Source organism: Pseudolysinimonas sp. (genome assembly GCF_049651805.1).
Taxonomy (GTDB): Bacteria; Actinomycetota; Actinomycetes; order Actinomycetales; family Microbacteriaceae; genus Pseudolysinimonas_A.
Genome location: NZ_JBASCU010000008.1, coordinates 21,616 through 40,259 on the forward strand (window position 1 = coordinate 21,616; position 18,644 = coordinate 40,259).

The 18,644-nt window shown below is 68.8% G+C and carries 18 protein-coding genes and 1 tRNA gene; 9 read left to right on the forward strand and 10 right to left on the reverse strand.

The features are described from left to right. The first annotated feature begins 55 nt into the window (after positions 1-55). Positions 56-2,938, forward strand: a complete 2,883-nt coding sequence (locus WBL06_RS01135) for an aminotransferase (protein ID WP_424454134.1) — start codon at positions 56-58, stop codon at positions 2,936-2,938. Positions 2,939-2,956: 18 nt separating this feature from the next. Here the strand turns inward: WBL06_RS01135 and WBL06_RS01140 are convergent, their stop codons facing one another. Further along, entirely contained in the window at positions 2,957-3,463 is a 507-nt protein-coding gene (locus WBL06_RS01140) for an Lrp/AsnC family transcriptional regulator (protein ID WP_424454135.1), read from the reverse strand. 120 nt (positions 3,464-3,583) lie between these two features. Here WBL06_RS01140 and ald point away from each other — a divergent pair, with 120 nt between their 5' ends. After that, complete coding sequence (gene ald / locus WBL06_RS01145) at positions 3,584-4,684, forward strand: alanine dehydrogenase (protein WP_424454136.1); 1,101 nt, start codon at positions 3,584-3,586, stop codon at positions 4,682-4,684. 4 nt (positions 4,685-4,688) lie between these two features. On the opposite strand, the gene WBL06_RS01150 is transcribed toward ald, so the two are convergent. From WBL06_RS01150 to WBL06_RS01175, 6 genes are all read right to left on the reverse strand, one after another. Further along, positions 4,689-5,234 (reverse strand): GNAT family N-acetyltransferase, encoded by a 546-nt coding sequence (locus WBL06_RS01150; protein ID WP_424454209.1) that lies wholly within the window; start codon positions 5,232-5,234, stop codon positions 4,689-4,691. A gap of 2 nt (positions 5,235-5,236) precedes the next feature. Next, on the reverse strand, positions 5,237-5,926 hold the full coding sequence (gene rplA, locus WBL06_RS01155) for a 50S ribosomal protein L1 (RefSeq protein ID WP_424454137.1): 690 nt from the start codon (positions 5,924-5,926) through the stop codon (positions 5,237-5,239). 2 nt (positions 5,927-5,928) lie between these two features. Continuing rightward, positions 5,929-6,360, reverse strand: a complete 432-nt coding sequence (rplK, locus tag WBL06_RS01160; RefSeq protein ID WP_424454138.1) for a 50S ribosomal protein L11 — start codon at positions 6,358-6,360, stop codon at positions 5,929-5,931. A gap of 198 nt (positions 6,361-6,558) precedes the next feature. Next, positions 6,559-7,521, reverse strand: coding sequence for a transcription termination/antitermination protein NusG (nusG, locus tag WBL06_RS01165; protein WP_424454139.1), 963 nt, complete (start codon positions 7,519-7,521; stop codon positions 6,559-6,561). Between the two features lie 54 nt (positions 7,522-7,575). After that, the gene (gene secE / locus WBL06_RS01170) at positions 7,576-7,857 is read right to left on the reverse strand and encodes a preprotein translocase subunit SecE (RefSeq protein WP_424454140.1); all 282 of its coding nucleotides are present in this window, start codon (positions 7,855-7,857) and stop codon (positions 7,576-7,578) included. Between the two features lie 77 nt (positions 7,858-7,934). After that, a tRNA-Trp gene (locus WBL06_RS01175) sits at positions 7,935-8,007 on the reverse strand. A 360-nt stretch (positions 8,008-8,367) separates the two neighbouring features. Between WBL06_RS01175 and WBL06_RS01180 the strand changes: the two genes are divergently transcribed. Next, positions 8,368-10,422: a choice-of-anchor G family protein gene (locus tag WBL06_RS01180; protein ID WP_424454141.1), complete on the forward strand. Its 2,055-nt coding sequence runs from the start codon at positions 8,368-8,370 to the stop codon at positions 10,420-10,422. Between the two features lie 281 nt (positions 10,423-10,703). Further along, a complete protein-coding gene (locus WBL06_RS01185) occupies positions 10,704-11,894 on the forward strand; it encodes a pyridoxal phosphate-dependent aminotransferase (RefSeq protein WP_424454142.1) in 1,191 nt (396 codons plus the stop codon). A 24-nt stretch (positions 11,895-11,918) separates the two neighbouring features. Here the strand turns inward: WBL06_RS01185 and WBL06_RS01190 are convergent, their stop codons facing one another. After that, positions 11,919-12,812: a LysR family transcriptional regulator ArgP gene (locus WBL06_RS01190; RefSeq protein WP_424454143.1), complete on the reverse strand. Its 894-nt coding sequence runs from the start codon at positions 12,810-12,812 to the stop codon at positions 11,919-11,921. Positions 12,813-12,883: 71 nt separating this feature from the next. On the opposite strand from WBL06_RS01190, the gene WBL06_RS01195 reads away from it, so the two are divergent. The 5 genes from WBL06_RS01195 (at position 12,884) to WBL06_RS01215 (ending at position 17,035) form a co-directional block, all read left to right on the forward strand. Then, the gene (locus WBL06_RS01195) at positions 12,884-13,513 is read left to right on the forward strand and encodes a LysE/ArgO family amino acid transporter (RefSeq protein WP_424454144.1); all 630 of its coding nucleotides are present in this window, start codon (positions 12,884-12,886) and stop codon (positions 13,511-13,513) included. Positions 13,514-13,593: 80 nt separating this feature from the next. After that, positions 13,594-14,457 (forward strand): ABC transporter ATP-binding protein, encoded by an 864-nt coding sequence (locus WBL06_RS01200; RefSeq protein WP_424454145.1) that lies wholly within the window; start codon positions 13,594-13,596, stop codon positions 14,455-14,457. Between the two features lie 11 nt (positions 14,458-14,468). Then, complete coding sequence (locus WBL06_RS01205) at positions 14,469-15,257, forward strand: ABC transporter permease (RefSeq protein ID WP_424454210.1); 789 nt, start codon at positions 14,469-14,471, stop codon at positions 15,255-15,257. Further along, positions 15,258-16,412 (forward strand): sensor histidine kinase, encoded by a 1,155-nt coding sequence (locus WBL06_RS01210; protein WP_424454146.1) that lies wholly within the window; start codon positions 15,258-15,260, stop codon positions 16,410-16,412. Then, positions 16,409-17,035 (forward strand): response regulator, encoded by a 627-nt coding sequence (locus tag WBL06_RS01215; RefSeq protein WP_424454147.1) that lies wholly within the window; start codon positions 16,409-16,411, stop codon positions 17,033-17,035. Before WBL06_RS01210 ends, WBL06_RS01215 begins: the two co-directional genes overlap by 4 nt. 346 nt (positions 17,036-17,381) lie before the next feature. Here the strand turns inward: WBL06_RS01215 and WBL06_RS01220 are convergent, their stop codons facing one another. After that, positions 17,382-17,990 (reverse strand): adenylate kinase, encoded by a 609-nt coding sequence (locus WBL06_RS01220; protein ID WP_424454148.1) that lies wholly within the window; start codon positions 17,988-17,990, stop codon positions 17,382-17,384. Then, positions 17,990-18,616: a biotin transporter BioY gene (locus WBL06_RS01225; RefSeq protein WP_424454149.1), complete on the reverse strand. Its 627-nt coding sequence runs from the start codon at positions 18,614-18,616 to the stop codon at positions 17,990-17,992. Before WBL06_RS01225 ends, WBL06_RS01220 begins: the two co-directional genes overlap by 1 nt. Between the last annotated feature and the right edge of the window lie 28 nt (positions 18,617-18,644).

Genomic DNA, 18,644 nt, shown 5'->3' on the forward strand with positions numbered 1-18,644 from the left:
ACGGTTAGCGAGGGGGGTCTTGTGCTAATGATTCGTCATCCGTAGGGTTATAGGAGTGACGATCTTTGACTTCTTTGCCCGGCCAGCCCTCGCTCGGCCCGAGGTCGACGCAGCGGCGGCCCTTCGCGTCGCCGACGGGCACTACGGGGTCACCGGGGATGTCGCCGAACTCGGCAGCAACCAGGACCGCAACTTCCACGTCGCCGCCTCGGATCGCCGCGTACTCCTCAAGTTCTCAAACGCCGCGTTCGGCCGAGCCGAGCTTGAAGCCCAGAACCTCGCCGCGGCGGCCGTCGCGGCAGCGGGCATCCGCGCCCCACAGTGCCTGCCCGCACTCGACGGGCAGACCGTGCTCGCCGTCGACTCGCCCGGCGGGCCGCTTCGGGTGCGCATGCTCGAGTACGTCGAGGGCGAGCCGCTCAGCGGCGCCGGCGCCTTCGTCACCGCCGACGCACGGCGCCTCGGAGCACTCTCGGCTCGCGTCGCCCTCGCGCTGGCCCCGCTTCGGCATCCGGGACTCGCCCAGCGCACCCAGTGGAACCTGCGCGACGCCGCCTTGACGGTGCGGCTTCTCGCCGGTGCGATACCGGATGCCGAGCGTCGTCGGCGCGTCACCACTGTCGCCGAGGCGGCGGCGCGTGCGCTCGATCCGCTGCGCGCCGACCTGCGCACCCAGGCGATCCACGGCGACCTCACCGACGACAACATCGTGGTCGGCGCTAGCGACGGCGAGTGGGGCGTCATCGACTTCGGCGACGTCGCGGAGAGCTGGCTCGTCGCGGAGCTCGCCGTGACCTGTGCCGCTGTGCTGCACCACAACCCGCGCGACCCGCTCGTGATCCTCGAGGCGATCGCGGCTTTCCACGACGTCCTGCCCCTGGCCGACGCCGAACTCGATGCGCTCTGGCCGCTCATCCAGCTGCGCGCGGCGACCCTGGTCGCGAGTGGCGAACACCAGGTGGCCCTGGAGGCCGACAACCGGTACGCCGCGCAGAACCGTCTGCAGGAGTGGCGGTCGTTCGCCGTCGCTGCCGATCTGGATGTCAACGCGATGACTGCACTCATCCACTGGCGGGTTGGCGGGCGAACCGACCCCCTCGAGCTCGGCGCCCCCGTGGCGCTGCTCGCCGACGCCTCGTCGGCCGTCGTGCTCGACCTTTCGACCACCTCCCGCGACCTCGACGGCGGCGTCTGGCTTGAGCCGGATGCCGAGCGGCGACTCGCTGCCGCCCACCAGCTGAGCGTGACCGCCTGGGGCGAGCCGCGGCTGACCCGAGCCGTCGTGCGCTCCCGGCGACACACGTCCACGGTGCCGCTCGGCATCCAGCTCTCGTCTGCGGACGCGCTCGCCGTCACAGCTCCCGCCGACGGAACCCTGCGTCGCGTCGGCGATTCGACCGTGTTGGAGACGGCCGGCTACGACCTCTGGATCGACGGGTTGCACAACGGTTCGAGTGGCGCGGTCGCGGCCGGCACTCCGCTGGGAACGCTCGCGCCACATCCGGCCCGGCTATCGGTGCAGATCTCGCGCGCGCGCGGCGGCCGACTGCCGTTCTTCGTGCCGCCGGCTCTCGCCGAAGTGGGAAAGCTGGTGAGCCCAGACCCGGCGCCTCTCCTGGGCCTCACCTCCCGACTCGGGGAGCCGGAACCCGCCGAGGTGCTCGCGACACGCGACGCCCACTTCGCGACGGTGCAAGAGCACTACTTCGCCGAACCACCGCTCATCGAGCGCGGCTGGCGCGAGCACTTCGTCGACACGCAGGCGCAGACCTACGTCGACATGGTGAACAACGTCGCGACCGCCGGGCATGCGCACCCGCGGATCGTCGCGGCGGCGAGCCGGCAGTGGGCGCTGCACAACACCAACTCGAGATTTCACTACTCCGCCGTCGCGGAGTTCAGCCGGCGGCTCAGCGAGCTCGCCCCGGCATCCCTCGACGCCGTCTTTCTCGTCAACAGCGGCAGCGAGGCCGTCGACCTCGCGCTGCGGCTCGCGACCGTGACGACGGGACACGACACGATCGTCGCGATGCGCGAGGCGTACCACGGCTGGACGGTGGGGTCGGATGCCGTGTCGTCGTCGATCGGCGACAACCCGCGGGCGCTCGAGACCCGCCCCTCGTGGGTGCGACTCGTGAATGCGCCGAACACCTACCGCGGAACGCACCGGGGGCCCGACGCGGGGCCGCGGTACCTCGCCGACCTCGACGCCGACTTCGCCCGCTGGGATGCCGAGGGGCTGTCGATCGCCGGATTCATCGCCGAACCCGTCTACGGCAACGCCGGGGGCGTCATGCTGCCCGACGGCTACCTGGCGGGTGCCTACGGGATGGTGCGGGAACGCGGCGGCCTGTGCATCGCCGACGAGGTGCAGGTCGGTTACGGCCGCCTCGGCTCGTACTTCTGGGGGCACGAGCAGCAGGATGCGGTGCCCGACGTCATCACGATCGCCAAGGCGATGGGCAACGGGCAGCCGCTCGGGGCAGTGCTCACCACCCGCGCGATCGCCGAGGCGTTCGCGGTCGAGGGGTCGATGTTCTCGTCTGCCGGGGGCAGTCCGGTGAGCTGCGTGATCGGCAGCACCGTGCTCGACATCATGCGTGACGAGGCGCTCGTCGACAACGCCCGCGACGTGGGCGGGCATCTCAAGTCCCGGCTGGAAGACCTCGGCCGCCGACATCCGCTCATCGGCGCGGTGCACGGGCTGGGGCTGTACCTCGGCGTCGAGCTGGTGCGGTCACCCGAGACGCTCGAGCCCGCGACCGCGGAAGCGTACGCCGTGTGCGAGGCGCTGCTCGAGGAGGGCTGCATCGTGCAACCGACCGGCGACCACCACAACGTGCTCAAGATCAAGCCGCCGCTCGTCATCACTCGCGAGAGCGTCGACTACTTCGTGGATGCGCTCGACCGGGTGCTCGGCGGGATCCCCCTCGGCTGACCCTCAGCCGCCGCGGGCTCAGCGGAACGACGCGGCCACCGCGTTGCGGTGGTAGTCGAAGATGATGCTCGTGCGCGTCGAGGCGACCGACGGCTGCGCCGACAGATGGTCGACGACGAACTGCCTCAGTCCGGAGGAGTCGGCGACTGCGACGTGCACCATGAAGTCGTCGACGCCGCCGAGGAAGAACAGCTGAAGCACTTGGGGCAGCGCACGCACCCTGTCGGCGAACGCCTCGATGTTCTCCTGCCGCGCGCCCGGGCGCAGGGTGACGCCGATCATCGCCTGCAGCCCGAGGCCGAGGCTGCGCTGGTCGACGCTCGCGTGGAAGCCCGTGATCACGCCGCGGTCAACGAGAGAGCGCAACCGCTGGTGGACCGTCGAGGGGGCCATACCGACCTCGTCCGCGAGTTGCGCGTTCGAGATACGGCCGGTGAGCGCCAGCACCTCCAAGATCGCGCGATCCGTCGGGTCGAGGGGGGCCGGAAGAGTCTTCGGCGTCACCCCGGCGCGGGTGTCAGTCATCCGTAGATTCTACGGCAGGTTCCCTCTTGGGCGCAGTTTCTGCGGCTCTATAGACATGTTGCCGCGCTTTCTGCGAGCGTAGGCACGCTTTCAACGACGACCCAGCAGGCGGAGAGACCCATGCGCATCGGTGTGCCCACAGAGATCAAGAACAACGAAGGTCGCGTCGCACTCACGCCCGCCGGCGTCGATGCCCTGACCCGCCAGGGTCACGACGTCCACGTGCAGAGCGGTGCGGGCCTCGGCTCGCGCATCTCCGACGAGGCGTACCGTGCTGCCGGCGCCACCCTCGTCGACGACGCCGCGGAGGTCTGGGCCGGTGCCGACCTGCTCGTGAAGGTCAAGGAACCGATTGCCGCCGAATACCCCCACCTGCGCGACGACCTGCTGCTCTTCACCTACCTGCACCTCGCCGCCGACCGGCCGTTGACCGACGCCCTGCTCGCGGCGGGCACCACGGGAATCGCCTACGAGACGGTGCAGCTGCCCGACCGGTCGCTGCCGCTGCTGGCGCCGATGAGCGAGGTGGCCGGTCGGCTCTCGATCGTCGTGGGTGCCCACACCCTTCTCGCCGGCTCGGGTGGCCGCGGCGTGCTGCTCGGCGGTGTTCCCGGCACTCCGCCGGCTCGGGTCGTCGTCATCGGCGGCGGCGTCGCCGGCGAGCATGCCGCGTCGAACGCGCTCGGCCTCGGAGCCCGCGTCACGGTCGTCGACCGCTCGATCCCGCGACTGCGCCAACTCGAGGCCCAGTTCTCGGGACGCATCGAGACCCGCGCCTCGACGCGCTTCGACATCGCCGAGCTCGTCGCCGAGGCCGACCTCGTGATCGGCTCGGTGCTGGTGCCCGGCGCGGCGGCACCGAAGCTCGTCACCGACGACATGGTGCGCGGCATGCGCGACGGCGCCGTGCTCGTCGACATCGCGATCGACCAGGGCGGATGCTTCGAGCACTCCCGGCCGACGACCCACGACGACCCGACGTTCGCCGTGCACAACACGCGCTACTACTGCGTCGCGAACATGCCCGGCGCGGTCCCCGAGACGTCGACACGGGCACTCACCAATGCCACGCTCCCGTACATCTCGGCGGTCGCCGACCTGGGCTGGGATGCCGCGGCAGCGGCCGATCCGGCGCTCGCGCGCGGCCTGAACACTCGGGACGGCCAGGTGGCGCACGCCGCGGTCGCCGAGGCGCTCGGACTCGCGGTGGCCGGCGCCTGAGGCGTCACCCCGCGTCGAGGACTCGCTCGCGCACGAAGTCGTCTTCGTACCGGTCGCCGACTTCGAACCGCTTCGTGCCGACGAGGGCGAACCCGCTCTTGTCGTAGAAGCGGTTGGCGCGAGCGTTCTCCTGGTTGACGCCGAGCCACACGCTCGCGGCACCCCGCGCGGCCGCCTCCTCGAGCGTTGCCGCGACGAGGGCCGCCGCGATCCCCGCGCCGTGGTGGTCGGGATGCACGTAGACCTTGCTGAGTTCGACCGTCGGCCGCGTGGTCACCGCCGCCGCGACATCCGGGTCGTCGGGTTCTCCCTCGACGAGCATCGTGTAACCGAGAAGGCCGGTGTCGCTCTCCGCGACGAGCAGCGCCCGGGTCGGGTCGGCAAGATAGCGCGCGAACGAGCCCTCACCCAGATGCCGGGCGATGTGCGCCGCCTTCGCCTCGTCGGTCGTGTGCGGCGGGCAGGCGAGCGGAAAGGTGAGCGCAGCAAGACGGGCGAGCAACGCGGCATCCGCGTCGCCCGCCCGTCTGATGCGGAACGTCTCGTTCAGGCTTAGAGCACGCTGACGTCGAGCGGGACACCGGGGCCGAACGTCGTCGACACCGATCCCTTCATGATGTAGCGGCCCTTCGACGAACCCGGCTTCGCCCGGTTGATCTCGTCGAGCGCAGCCTGGAGGTTCTCGCCGAGCTGGTCGCTGCTGAACCCAGCCTTGCCGATCACGAAGTGCACGTTGGCGTGCTTGTCGACGCGGAACTCGATCTTGCCGCCCTTGATCTCCTCGACCGCCTTCGCGGGGTTGGGGGTCACGGTGCCGGTCTTCGGGTTCGGCATGAGGCCACGCGGGCCGAGCACCTTACCGAGTCGACCGACCTGGCCCATGAGCTCAGGAGTCGACACGGCCGAGTCGAACGACGTGTACCCGCCGGCGACCTTCTCGATCAGCTCGGCGCCACCGACCTCGTCGGCACCGGCGGCGATCGCGGCCTCGGCGGCCGGACCGGTCGCGAACACGATGACACGGGCGGTCTTGCCGGTGCCGTGCGGCAGGTTGACGGTGCCACGCACCATCTGGTCGGCCTTGCGCGGGTCGACCCCGAGCTTGAGCGCGACCTCGACGGTCGAGTTGAACTTCGCCGAACCGGTTTCTCGAACGACGGCGACTGCTTCGGTGGGGCCGTAGAACTTGCCCTCTTCGATCTTGGCTACGGCGGCGCGGTAGGCCTTGGAGTTCTTACCCATGATTACGCCTCCACCGTGATCCCCATCGAACGGGCGGTGCCCGCGATGATCTTCATGGCCGCCTCGATGTCGTTCGCGTTGAGGTCGGACTGCTTCTGCTCGGCAATCGAGCGAACCTGGTCACGGCTGAGCTTCGCGACCTTGACCGTGTGCGGGGTTCCCGAACCCTTCTGCACGCCGGCGGCCTTCTTGATGAGCTCCGCGGCCGGCGGGGTCTTCAGGATGAAGGTGAACGAGCGGTCTTCGTAGACCGTGATCTCGACCGGGATGACGTTGCCGCGCTGCGACTCGGTCGCCTCGTTGTACGCCTTGCAGAACTCCATGATGTTCACGCCGTGCTGACCGAGCGCGGGGCCGATCGGCGGGGCGGGGTTGGCGGCGCCGGCGTTGATCTGGAGTTTGATCAGCCCGGTCACCTTCTTCTTCGGTGCCATGTGCTTCTTTCTTGTCGTGCGTCACTTCGGACGCGCTCCCGCGAACCAGGCCGTTCCTGGCAGCGGTGGGGATTTCAGTTCCGCTGGTTGAGTAGCGCCGTAGGCGCGTGTCGAAACCAGCCAACGGGCAAGTGTAGCCCGTGAGGAGTGGTTTCGACACGCCCGCTTCGCGGGCTACTCAACCAACGAGGTGGGTGGCTACAACTTGGTGACCTGGTCGAACGAGAGCTCGACGGGAGTCTCGCGCTCGAAGAGCGAGACGAGCACTGTGAGCTTGCCGCTCTCGGGCTTGATCTCGCTGATCGTGCCGGGAAGACCCGCGAACGAACCCTCCTTGATCGTGATGGTCTCGCCGACCTCGAAGTCGATCTCGGCGGGGATGACCCGAGCGGCCTGGCCCTTGCCGCCGCCCTTCGCGCCTGCGGCACCCTTCGACGGGGCCTCGACGACCTGCACCAGGCTCTTCAGCATGTTGAAGGCCTCCTCGAAGCGCAGCGGCGTCGGGTTGTGCGAGTTGCCCACGAAGCCGGTGACCCCGGGGGTGTGTCGCACGACCGACCAGGAATCTTCGTTGAGGTCCATGCGCACGAGCACGTAGCCGGGGATGCGCACGCGGGTGACCAGCTTGCGCTGGCCGTTCTTGATCTCGACGACGTCTTCCATCGGAACCTGAACCTCGAACACGTGATCTTCCATCGCCATCGAGATCTTGCGGCTCTCGATGTTCTGCTTCACACGCTTCTCGAAGCCGGCGTACGAGTGGATGACGTACCACTTGCCCGGCTTGCCACGCAGTTCGGCGCGGAACTCCTCGTACGGGTCGACTGCGGCCTCTTCTTCGGCCTCGACGATCTCTTCGTCGCTCGCTGCGGCCAGGGCGGCGTCGGCCTCCTCGACGGAGTCGATGTCGAGGGCGTCGTCGACGATCGCGTCGGCCTCGGGGTCGTTCGCGGCGTCGAGGGCGTCGAGCATCTGCTCGAGGCCGGCCTCGACCGACTGTTCGTCTTCTTCGTCATCGACCACGTGGATCGCGGCGTGCTCGGCGGGGTCGACGGAGTGCTCTTCCTGCGCGAGAACGTTGCCCTCCTGGGCCTCGTCTTCCTCGGAGGACTGCTCGGCAGCCGTCGCGAGGTCGATGTCGCGGCGCTCTTCTTCAGACACGTTTCAGATTCCTTCTATAGCTGCGGATGCCGCAGGGTCACAAGCGGTTCGGGCTCAGCCGAAGAGGGCGCCGTTACCGAACACCCATGCCACCACGGTGGCGAACACGAAGTCGAGTCCGTAGATGATCGCCATCATGATGACGACGAACACGATCACCACTCCCGTGTAGCTGAGCAGTTCGCGCCGCGTCGGGCGCACCACCTTCGAGAGTTCGGTGAGCACCTGCCGGATGAACAGGGCGATGCGCGCGAACGGGTTGCGCCGCTCGGCGCGATCCCGCTTGGCGTTCGCGACGAGGTCCTCACTCGGCTCGTCGACCACGTTGCGTGCCACGACATCCAACCTTTCGTCGATCCCAGCCAGTTCGGCGGGACTCTGTTTCGCTAACGCTGCCAGTAGCTAGCGCTGCGCAGGGCGGACAGGACTCGAACCTGCAACCTGCGGTTTTGGAGACCGCTGCTCTACCAATTGAGCCACCGCCCTCGGTTCGTGCCCACATCCGCGTTGGCGAACGGCGGGCACGACGAAGCTTGGCGTTTTCAGCCAACCGCCTCAGTGTACGTCATCTCAAATGAGCCGAGGAATCCGCGTCATAGGCCCCGGGGTCGACGGTCTCTTCTGGTAGCGGGACCCAACCAGTTCCGTCGCAACACACCAGCATCACCACAACTGCATACAGGCGTACGAGACTGTGATCAGGTTTCCACGAATTGAAATAGTAGGAAGTCGTCGAACGCGCACAGCCGAAGCTCTACCCGGACGGCCCTTTGGGGCCGTAGCTACGCTTCAGGCGCATCCTGACCACAGCCTCCTCGTCCGTATCGGACCAGGAAGGCAAGAGACGTGTTCACCACTGCAGACCGGCGCGTGGCGACTCCTCCAGGGGGATCGACAGCTCGGAACAATCACCGGACGGCAACGCGCATCGTCGCGACCATCATCGCACTCGCCCTCGGCGGGGCCTTCAGCCTCGCCGCCCCACTCGCCGCCTCGGCAGAGGAGCGGCCCGCGTCGTACGCGAAGGGGCAGTTCCTCACCGGAAACCTCATCGGGATCGACCTGGACCAGATCGTCTCGCTTGGCGCGGCCGAAGCGTCGAACAACGGCTCTCAGTCGACGCAGACCGCAAAGGACCCCCTCGACGCAGCTGTTCTCGAAGACGCCGTCGTCGTTCAGCAAACCGAGTCGCCGCAGATCGACCTCGGCGGTGTCCTGCAGATCGGCCCGGTCGCCCAGTACGCACAGGCGAACAACGACGGTTCGTCGCTCGGCGCGAGCGGCGCAATCGCCGATGACGGCGCGATCGGCGTCGGGGACCACCAGAACACCCCGCCCGCGAACGCGACGCTCGACCTACAGGCGCTGCTCGGGAACGAGTTCGCCTCGACCCTTGCCGACCTGAAGCTCGAGCTCGGCGCGATCGCAGCCCGGGCCGAAGCCGACCTCGACGTCGCGTCGGGGGACTACCAGATCGCGGATGCGGTGCTCACCTTCTCGAGCCCGGCGATCGCGAATCTCACCCCGAAGGTCGACTCGGCACTCGATGAGGTGGCCGACGCCCTGGGCGAGCTCATCGGCGGCAACGGAGCGCTGATCAGCGACGTCAACGGACTGCTCGTCGACCTCGACCCGGTGCTCAACCTGCTCGGCGGAAACGCCAACGTCACGGCCACGATCAACACCGGCAACCTCAAGGAGATCGTGCACGCGATCCTCGAAGACGAGTACGGCAACGGGGCAGTCTCGTTCGACCTGGAATCCGGCGAGGTGCACATCGACCTCGAGGTGTTGCTCGGCGGAGACCTCAACAACCTGGAGCCCGGAACCGAGCTGCTGACGGATGCCGTCGTCAACCAGATCCTCGAGGGGATCACGATGACGGTCGCGACCATCGCCGATCAGGTCGTCGACAAGGTCGAGGACGCGCTCCACGACGCGACGGTCGACATCCACGCCGACCTGTCGACGAACATCGCGCAGTCGCCGATCGTTCGCGAGGTGTGCGAACTCGTCGACCGCGTGCTGACCACTCCCGTGCTGCGCGACGCCACCAGCCTCGAGCTGCTCACCAACGGGCTGCTCGGCGACGTCGGCACGCTGCTCAACACCGGGCTCCTGGGCAGCCTGACCGACGGAGTGGCCGACGAGGTCGGCGACTTCGTTCTGGTCGACGGGGTGATCCAGCGGATCACCGGTTTCGTCAACCAGACGGTGCAAGACACGGTCTGCAGCACCACCTCGACGCCGGTCGCGCCGCTCACCACGAGCGTCGTGCTCGACATCGAAGCGACGGTCGACGAACTGATCAACGGTGTCGCCGCTCGCGCGGTCGCCGCGGTCGAGATTCTCGGGGTCGGCACCAACGTCGACCTCTCGCTCCTGATCGACGAACTCGGCGATTCGCTCGTCGATGGCCTGTTCGACGGGGACGGGGCGGTGCAAGGTCTCGTGGATGCTCTCGAGACCGGCCTCGTGCACCCGGCAACGCAGGGGTTGCTCGGCACCGGGGTCGGATCGGTGGGTGACGCGCTGCGCGACGTGCTCTCGATCACGGCCAACGTGCAGGAGCTGAGCGGTGGCCAGTTCACCGAGACCGCCATTCGGGTGTCGGTGCTCGGCGACGACCTCGCGACGCTGAACCTGGCGCAGGCGATCGTCGGACCGAACGTGACGACCATCGTCGACCCCGAGTGCACCGACCCCGACGGCTGTGACCCGGGCGGTGAAACCGTGACGCCTCCCGGAAGCGGCGGCGGGCCGGGCGCGGGAAGCCTGGCGTACACCGGAATCGGGATCGCCACGCTGATCGCCGTCATCCTCGCACTGCTGGCAGCGGGTGCCTATCTGGTGCGGGAAAGCTACCGACGCAACCACTCGGTACTGACCTCGATCGGGTAACCCGGTAGCCCCAGCGAAGCCGGAGTCGTCGGCCCCCCAACGGTGACGACTCCGGCTCCGCATTCCGGTCCCGACCCAGGTGCGCACTGAATCGCCTCGAAACGCGGAGACGCCGGCGCCCCCAGCGGTACGTGTCTCCTTTTCGGTCGCGATGGGCCCGACCGACGTGTTCAGGGTGTGGGTGCGCGCAGACAGTGCCGCCGCGAAGGTGGTGCGACTGCCGCTGATCTCGTCGCGGAGCGGGATGATCGCGGCTCTGAGCGGGCTTAGGCTGGAGCCTCGTGGGACGCATCTCGACGCGCATCGGATCCATCGCCGAATCCGCGACACTCAAGGTCGACGCCAAAGCCAAAGCGCTCAAGGCCGCGGGCCGCCCGGTCGTCAGTTTCGCCGCCGGTGAACCGGACTTCCCGACCCCCGAGCACATCGTCGAGGCGGCCGTTGAGGCGGCGCGCGATCCGAAGAACCACAGGTACACCCCGGCTGCGGGCCTGCCCGAGCTGCGTGAAGCGATCGCCGCGAAGACCTTGCGTGACTCCGGTCTGGACGTCTCGCCGTCTCAGGTCGTCGTGACCAACGGCGGCAAGCAGGCGGTTTACCAAGCGTTCGCCACGTTGCTCGACCCGGGTGACGAGGTACTCGTCCCCACGCCGTACTGGACGACCTACCCCGAGGCGATCAAGCTCGCGGGCGGGGTTCAGGTGGATGTCTTCGCCGGCGCCGACCAGGGCTATCTGGTCACGGTCGCCCAGCTCGAGGCCGCCCGCACCCCACGGTCGAAGGTGCTGCTCTTTGTGTCGCCGTCCAACCCGACCGGAGCCGTGTACTCGCCCGAGCAGGTCGCGGCGATCGGAGCGTGGGCCGAAGAGCACGGGCTCTGGGTGATCAGCGACGAGATCTACCAGAACCTGACGTACGACAATGTAAAGGCCACCTCGATCGTCGACGCGACGCCTGCACTGGCCGACCGCACGCTCCTGGTCAACGGCGTCGCGAAGACCTACGCGATGACCGGATGGCGCCTGGGCTGGATGGTCGGACCCGCCGACGCGATCACCGGAGCGGCGAACCTCCAGTCGCATCTGTCCAGCAACGTGTCGAACATCTCGCAGCGGGCGGCCCTGGCCGCACTCACCGGGTCGCAGGAGAGCGTCGAGCAGATGCGCCAGGCGTTCGACCGTCGGCGCAAGCTCATCGTCGAGGGCCTCAACGCCATCCCCGGGATGGTCTGCCCGACCCCGGAAGGCGCGTTCTACGTCTACCCGGATGTCACGGGTCTGCTGAACCGCGAATGGGGCGGGGTGACTCCGACGTCATCGCTCGAACTCGCCGACCTCGTTCTCGAGCAGGCCGAGGTCGCCGCCGTGCCGGGTGAGGCGTTCGGCCCGAGCGGCTACCTGCGTTTCTCGTACGCGCTCGGCGACGACGACATCCGCGAGGGCGTCAGCCGGCTTCAGAAGCTCTTCTCGTAACCGTGGGTTGAGGAGCGCCCGCCGTCAGGCGGACGCACGCCGGGCTTCGCCGCGGCTTCGAAACCCGTCGCGAGCTGTCGATACGACCTCGGCGGCGACGGCGTCGAGCAGCGGCGAACGCAGGTTCCACTGCTGCCAGTAGAGCGGCACGTCGATGAACCGCGCGGGGTCGAACTCGACGGTGCCCTCGGCCTGGGCGTCGGGCAGCATCCCCCAGCCCAAGCCCAGTCGCACGGCGAGCGCAAAGTCTGCGGAAGCCGGCACCCGGTGTCGCGGTGGGGCGAGGGTGCGCCGGGTCACTGTCCGCAGGTAGCGCGCCTGCAGCTGATCTTTCTCGTCGAAGACGACGACCGGTGCGAGGGCGAGGGATGCCGCACCCGGCCCGTCAGGGAACCAGCGGGCGGCGAAGCCCGGCGCCGCTCGCGGCCGGTAGCGCATGCTCCCGAGCGGCGTCGACGTGCATCCCGGCACCGGCTCGGCTTGCGAGGTGACGGCGCCCATCACGGTGCCGCTCGCGAGCCAGCCGGCGGTGTGATCCTGGTCGTCGCGGTAGATCTCGAAGACGATCGGATGCTCGCGGGCGACCCGCTCGAGCGCCGGCAGGATCCACGTGGCGAGCGAGTCGGCGTTCACAGCGATCGGCACCGTCGTCACTCCCTCGGCGCCGCCCAGCGCCTGGTCGGTTTCGTGCTCCAGTAGGGAGAGCTGCCGAGCCATCCGCACCAGCTCTTCTCCGGGTCCGGTCGCCCGGGCCGGCTTGCTGCGCACGACGAGCACCCGTCCCACCTGCTGTTCAAACGCCTTGAGCCGCTGGCTGACGGCCGATGGGGTCACCTTGAGCCGGTGTGCGGCGGCGTCGAGCGTTCCCTCCTCGACGACGGCGCGGAGGGTCTCGAGATGTTCCCGGTCGTACCTCATCGACAGCAACGCTAATGCTTCGACAGAATCTTGAGGTGGACTGACGCGGATTCGCGGCCTACGGTCAGCGTGTGACCACTCCGCTTCTCGCCGCACTCGCCGGCCTCGGGCTCGGCCTGTCGCTCATCATCGCGATCGGCGCGCAGAACGCCTTCGTGCTGCGGCAGGGCCTCCGCCGCGAACACGTGCTCGCCGTCGTACTGGTCTGCGCGGTGTCGGATGCGGTGCTCATCATCGTCGGAGTGGCGGGCGGCGGGGCGCTCTTCGCCGCGCTGCCGTGGCTCGTCGAGATCATCCGCTGGGTCGGCGCGGCGTTCCTCGTCGCCTACGGCGTGCTCGCCGGGGTGCGCGCGATCCGCCGCCCGAAGCCGGGCGCCGACGGTCTGCGTGCCGACGGGTCATCCGAGACCAGGGGCCTCGCCGTCGCCATCACCACCTGCCTCGCGCTCACCTGGCTCAACCCGCACGTCTACCTCGACACGGTGCTGCTGCTCGGCTCCGTCGGCAGCACGCACGGCGATGACCGCTGGTGGTTCGCCGGCGGCGCGACGCTCGGCAGCATCCTGTGGTTCACCTCCCTCGGATTCGGCGCCCGCCTGCTCGCACCCCTGTTCGCGAAGCCCCTCGCCTGGCGCATCCTCGACGGGATCATCGCGATCGTCATGATCGCGATCGCCCTCAGCCTCCTCCTCGTGCGCTGACGCGATCTCAACCGATCGGTGGAGGCAGTTCCCGCCGTCCGGTCGTGGTGGCGGATGCGGGCGGGCGCGAGTGTGGAGGCATGACAGAAACAGTGGTGCGGGTCCATGACCTGCGAAAGACCTACCAAGGAGGTGTGGAGGCGCTGCGCGGCGTGAGTTTCGAGATCGCGCGCGGCGAGACCTTCGCTCTGCTCGGCCCGAACGGTGCCGGAAAGTCGACGACCATCGAGATCCTCGAGGGATACCGCGACCGCTCCGGCGGCACGGCGGAGGTGCTCGGCACCGACCCGCAGCGCGGCGACCTCGACTGGAAGGCTCGGCTCGGCATCGTGCTGCAGGGAACCGATGAGGCTCCTGCCGCGACGGTCCGCGAGCAGCTCGCGCACTTCGCGGGCTTCTACCCGAAGCCGCGCGACGTCGACGAGGTGATCGCGGCGGTCGGGCTGACCGACAAGGCGAAGACGAGCATCCGCAAGCTCTCCGGCGGTCAACGCCGGCGGGTGGATGTCGCGCTCGGCATCGTCGGCGGCCCCGAGCTGCTCTTCCTCGACGAGCCGACCACCGGGTTCGACCCGGCGGCCCGGCGTTCGTTCTGGGACCTCATCCGGCGCCTGCAAGACGAGGGCACGACGATCCTGCTGACCACGCACTACCTCGATGAGGCGGCCGAGCTCTCGAGCCGGGCCGGCATCATCGCGAACGGCGTGATGGCGGCGATCGGCGGCATCGACGAACTCGGTGGCGCGGAGGCGCGAGTGCCGATCGTGCGCTGGCGCGAGAACGGCGTGGCGCGCGAGGAGCGCACCGACGCACCCGGGTCCGTCGTGGCACGGCTTGCCGCACTCGGCGAACCGGAGGGGCTCGAGATCATCCGACCGAGCCTGGAAGACGTCTACCTCTCATTCGTGGGAGCTGACAAGGAACTACTGGAGGTGACGGCGTGAACGCGCTGGTGATGAACGGCGCCTCGCGCGTCGGCTACGAGGTGCGGACTTACTTCCGCCAGGGGGACACGGTGTTCTTCACCTTCCTCTTCCCAGTCGTGATGCTCACGATCTTCTCGGTCGCGTTCGGCGAGGTGCCGTTCGGTGAGCCGGGAGCGGAGCTCAGCGCCGCCGAGTTCTACCTGCCCGGCATGATCGCGGCCGGCGTGCTGCTGTCGGGCCTGCAGAACATGTCGATCGACATCGCCATCGAGCGAAGCCAGGGCACGCTCAAGCGCCTCGGCGGAACCCCGCTGTCGCCGGTGTCGTACTTCATCGGCAAGCTCGGTCAGGTGCTGCTCACCGGGCTGCTGCAGTCGGCGGTGCTCATCCTCGTCGCGGTCGTCGCGTTCGGGGTCGACCTGCCGACGGATGCGGGCAGCTGGCTCACCTTCGGCTGGGTCTTCCTGCTCGGTGTCACGACCTGCGCCCTGCTCGGCATCGCCCTGTCGGCGATCCCGCGTTCGGCCCGCAGCGCGACGGCGGTCGTCATCCCGATCGTGCTGATCCTGCAGTTCATCTCGGGCGTGTACCTCGCGTTCGCGTCGCTGCCCGAGTGGCTGCAGAACGTCGCGAGCGTGTTCCCGCTCAAGTGGTTGGCGCAGGGGATGCGCGCGGTGTTCCTGCCCGATGCCTTCGAGGCGGTCGAGGCCGGCGGCGCGTGGGATCTGCCCGGTGTCGCGCTGGTCTGCGCCATCTGGCTGGTGGTGGGCCTGGTGCTCGCCCGCCTCACCTTCCGCTGGATCCGCAAAGATGCCTGAATGGGGCATGTGACAGCAGTGCTGGGTTCCCGGTGGTGGGCGCTCGCGGTCGGTGTGGTGGTCACGGTATGTGCCGTGCTGCTCGCCGTCGCGGCGCCCACCACCGCGCACTGGTGGGTCGGCGCGGCCGCCCTCGCGGTCTTCGTCGTGGTCTACCTCGTCGTCGGGCGCCGGGCGGCCGACGGGTCGCCCGGCGCCATCGCCTTCATCGTGACGAGCGTCGTCACCACCGGGGCGCTCGTCTCGGTCGACCCGCCGCTCGCCGTCTTCCAGGCGCTGGCGATGCCCTCCGCGTGGGTGCTGACGACCTCCCGCCGGGCGGCGATCGTCGCGAACGCCTTCATCGCCGCGGCCACCGGCACCGGCTTCTTCGTGGCACTCGGGCCGGCAGCGGCGACGAGTGCCGCGGTCACGGTGCTCTTCTCATTCGTCGGCTCCGTCGCGCTCGGCCTGTGGATCTGGCGCATCGCCGAGTACGGCGACGAGCGGGCGCGGCTGCTCGACAAGCTGACCGCGGCGCAAGACGAGCTGGCCGCCCTGCATCGGGATGCCGGCGTCACCGACGAGCGGGAACGTCTCGCCCGCGAACTGCACGACACGATCGCCCAGTCGCTCGCCGGGGTGGTGCTGCTCGCGCAACGTGCCCGACGCGACCATGCCGCCGGGAAGCTGCGCGATGACACCCTCGAACTCGTCGAGGATGCCGCTCGGGCGGCCCTCTCGGAAACCCGCACCCTGGTCGCCGGCAGCGCCCCCGTCGAACTCTCGAGCGGGATAGCCGAGGCTCTCGACACCCTCGCCGCCCGATTCCGCCGGGAGACCTCGGTGGCGATCTCGTGCGACGTCGCCCTCACCTCCCCCCTCGACCGTGACGCTGAAGTCGTGGTGCTGCGCTGCGCGCAGGAGGGTCTGGCGAACGTGCGCAAGCACTCAGGAGCGACAGCGGTACGCGTGACCCTCGTCGACGAAGCCGACACCGCCGTGCTGCGGGTGGAGGACGACGGACGCGGCCTCGACCCCGACGCGGTGCCCGACGGTTTCGGGTTGAGCGGGCTCCGCGCGCGGCTCGCCCTCGTCGGCGGAACACTCGAACTGCACGGCGGCCCCAGCGGAACCACCGTCGTCGCCCGCATCCCGAGGGAGACGACGGCATGATCAGCGTCGTCATCGTCGACGACCACCCGATCGTGCGGTCGGGACTCGTGGCGCTCGTGGAATCGGCCGACGATCTGTCGGTCGTCGGCACCGGGGCGACCGGACTCGACGCCGTCTCGCTCGCGCAGGCGCATCGACCCGACGTCGTGCTGATGGACCTGCGCATGCCCGAACTCGACGGCGACGAGGCGACCGCCCGCATCCTGGCCGCCGTGCCGACGACGCGGGTCATCATCCTCACCACGTACGAGAGCGACGACGCGATCCTGCGCGCGATCGGTGCGGGGGCGAGCGGCTACCTGCTCAAGGCGGCGCCCGAGGCGGAGCTGCTCGCCGGCATCCATGCGGTCGCCGCGGGCGAGGTGGCGCTGGCTCCGAGCGTGTCGCGGGTGCTCGTGCGTCAGGCGGCCAGGCCCGCACCGGCGGTGACGCTCACCCCGCGCGAACTCGACGTGATGCGTCTGGTGGCAGAAGGGTTGTCGAACCGCGAGATCGGCGAGCGCCTGCACCTCGGCGAAGCGACCGTGAAGACGCATCTGCTCACGGCGTTCCCGAAGCTCGACGCGAAGACCCGTACCGGCGCCGTGACCCGCGCCCGCGAGCTGGGACTTCTCGGCGGCTGAGTCCGCGCGACGACCTCGGGAACCTCGAGCGAGGAGTAGCGGCCGTCCGTCCCGAGCTCGTCGAGTGCAGGATCTTCGTCGCGATGCGCCGGGTCGTCGGCCGCCGCGCCGGGGAGGGTTAGCCGGCTCCATCGAGTTCATCACAGCCAGCGTCGGCACCGGAGCGCTCTCGTCGATCGACCCGACACTCGCGGTCTTCCAGGCGCTGGCGATGTCCTCGATGTAGGTGCTCAGCCGCCCGCGACCCGCGTGCATCGTCGCCAGCGCGGTCGGCTCTGGGTTCTTCGTCGCTCTCGGGTCGTCGGTCGCGACGACCGCCGCGGTCAAGTTGCTCTTCAGGTGAGGCTCAGCGGCTTCCGCCCGCCTTGCGGGGCTCAGCGCTGGTGGCCGTCAGGTTGCGGAGCGTCCGCACGAGCCCTGCCGCCACGGCCGTGGGGTCGCCTCGTCCGTCTGCATCGATCACGATGCCGCGCTCGCGGTAGATGTCGAGAAGGGGAACGGTCACCTCTTCATAAATAGCGATCCGCCCCCGAATCGCCCCGACTCTGTCGTCAGCACGGCCGCCGCGCGATCCGCGGAGCGTCAGGCGGGCTTCGAGTTCGTCTGCGGCGACCGACAGGTTCACCACGGCGTCCAGTCGCAATGCCCTGCTCGCGAGTACACCGTCCAATTCCTCGACCTGACCCCTCGTGCGCGGATAGCCGTCAAGGATGAAGCCCTGTTCCGTGTCTGCCGCTGCCAGGCGGCCCTCGATCATTGAGTTGGTGATGTCGTCCGGAACGTAGCCACCATCCGCCAGGACCTTCTCGACCTCACGACCGAGAGCAGTACCTTGGCGGACATGCTCTCGGAAGAGGTCCCCTGTAGAAATCGTTGGAACTCCTAGCGCAACGGACAAGAGCGATCCCTGCGTCCCCTTTCCCGACCCGGGTGGCCCGATGAGTAGTGTGCGCATCAGCGCCAGCGCTTGGCCAGCGCCCAGAACCCGGGCAGGAGCAGCGCCGCAAGGATGGCCTTGAACACATCACCGATCATGAAGGGAAGTAGCCCGCCTTGCACCGTTGCGGCTAGCACGTTACTGGTTCCGAATACTGAGACGAGGGTCTCCGAAGTCCAACCACTCAGCACCACGTAGAGCCACGGCAATCCGAAGGCGTAGATCACGAGCGTTCCGGCCGCGAACGCCAGGAACGTGGTCGGAACCTTTCGGTCCCAGGAGCGCTGTGCCAGCCACCCGACGAGTCCGGAAGCAAGAACGAAGCCGAACAAGAACCCGCCTGACGGCGCCCCGATCGGCGAGCCGTGGCCGGCAGCGGCGAAGACCGGCAGTCCGAGGGTGCCGAGCACGACGTAGAGCGACATCGAGATCACCGAACGCACGGCGCCGAGCGTCGCTCCGACGAACAGAACGGCGAACGTCTGTCCGGTGATCGGGACCGGCAGGAGCGGAATTGCCCACTGAGCGGCGATGCTCACCAAGGCAGTTCCGGCGACCACGGCCGCGGCATCGCGCACGACACTGCGCTGCGCGATGACGTCGAGAAGGGTTGTGCGGCTGCGGACATCCAGGGCGATGGTCATCGTGGTACCTCATTACGGGTGAGCGGAC

Coding starts and splice junctions, on each gene's coding strand:
- WBL06_RS01140 (WP_424454135.1), bottom strand. CDS start 3,463: ATGACTGACACCCGCGCCGGGGTGACGCCGAAGACTCTTCCGGCCCCC.
- ald (WP_424454136.1), top strand. CDS start 3,584: ATGCGCATCGGTGTGCCCACAGAGATCAAGAACAACGAAGGTCGCGTC.
- rplA (WP_424454137.1), bottom strand. CDS start 5,926: ATGGGTAAGAACTCCAAGGCCTACCGCGCCGCCGTAGCCAAGATCGAA.
- rplK (WP_424454138.1), bottom strand. CDS start 6,360: ATGGCACCGAAGAAGAAGGTGACCGGGCTGATCAAACTCCAGATCAAC.
- WBL06_RS01190 (WP_424454143.1), bottom strand. CDS start 12,812: ATGAGGTACGACCGGGAACATCTCGAGACCCTCCGCGCCGTCGTCGAG.
- WBL06_RS01200 (WP_424454145.1), top strand. CDS start 13,594: ATGACAGAAACAGTGGTGCGGGTCCATGACCTGCGAAAGACCTACCAA.
- WBL06_RS01205 (WP_424454210.1), top strand. CDS start 14,469: ATGAACGGCGCCTCGCGCGTCGGCTACGAGGTGCGGACTTACTTCCGC.
- WBL06_RS01210 (WP_424454146.1), top strand. CDS start 15,258: ATGGGGCATGTGACAGCAGTGCTGGGTTCCCGGTGGTGGGCGCTCGCG.
- WBL06_RS01215 (WP_424454147.1), top strand. CDS start 16,409: ATGATCAGCGTCGTCATCGTCGACGACCACCCGATCGTGCGGTCGGGA.
- WBL06_RS01220 (WP_424454148.1), bottom strand. CDS start 17,990: ATGCGCACACTACTCATCGGGCCACCCGGGTCGGGAAAGGGGACGCAG.
- WBL06_RS01225 (WP_424454149.1), bottom strand. CDS start 18,616: ATGACCATCGCCCTGGATGTCCGCAGCCGCACAACCCTTCTCGACGTC.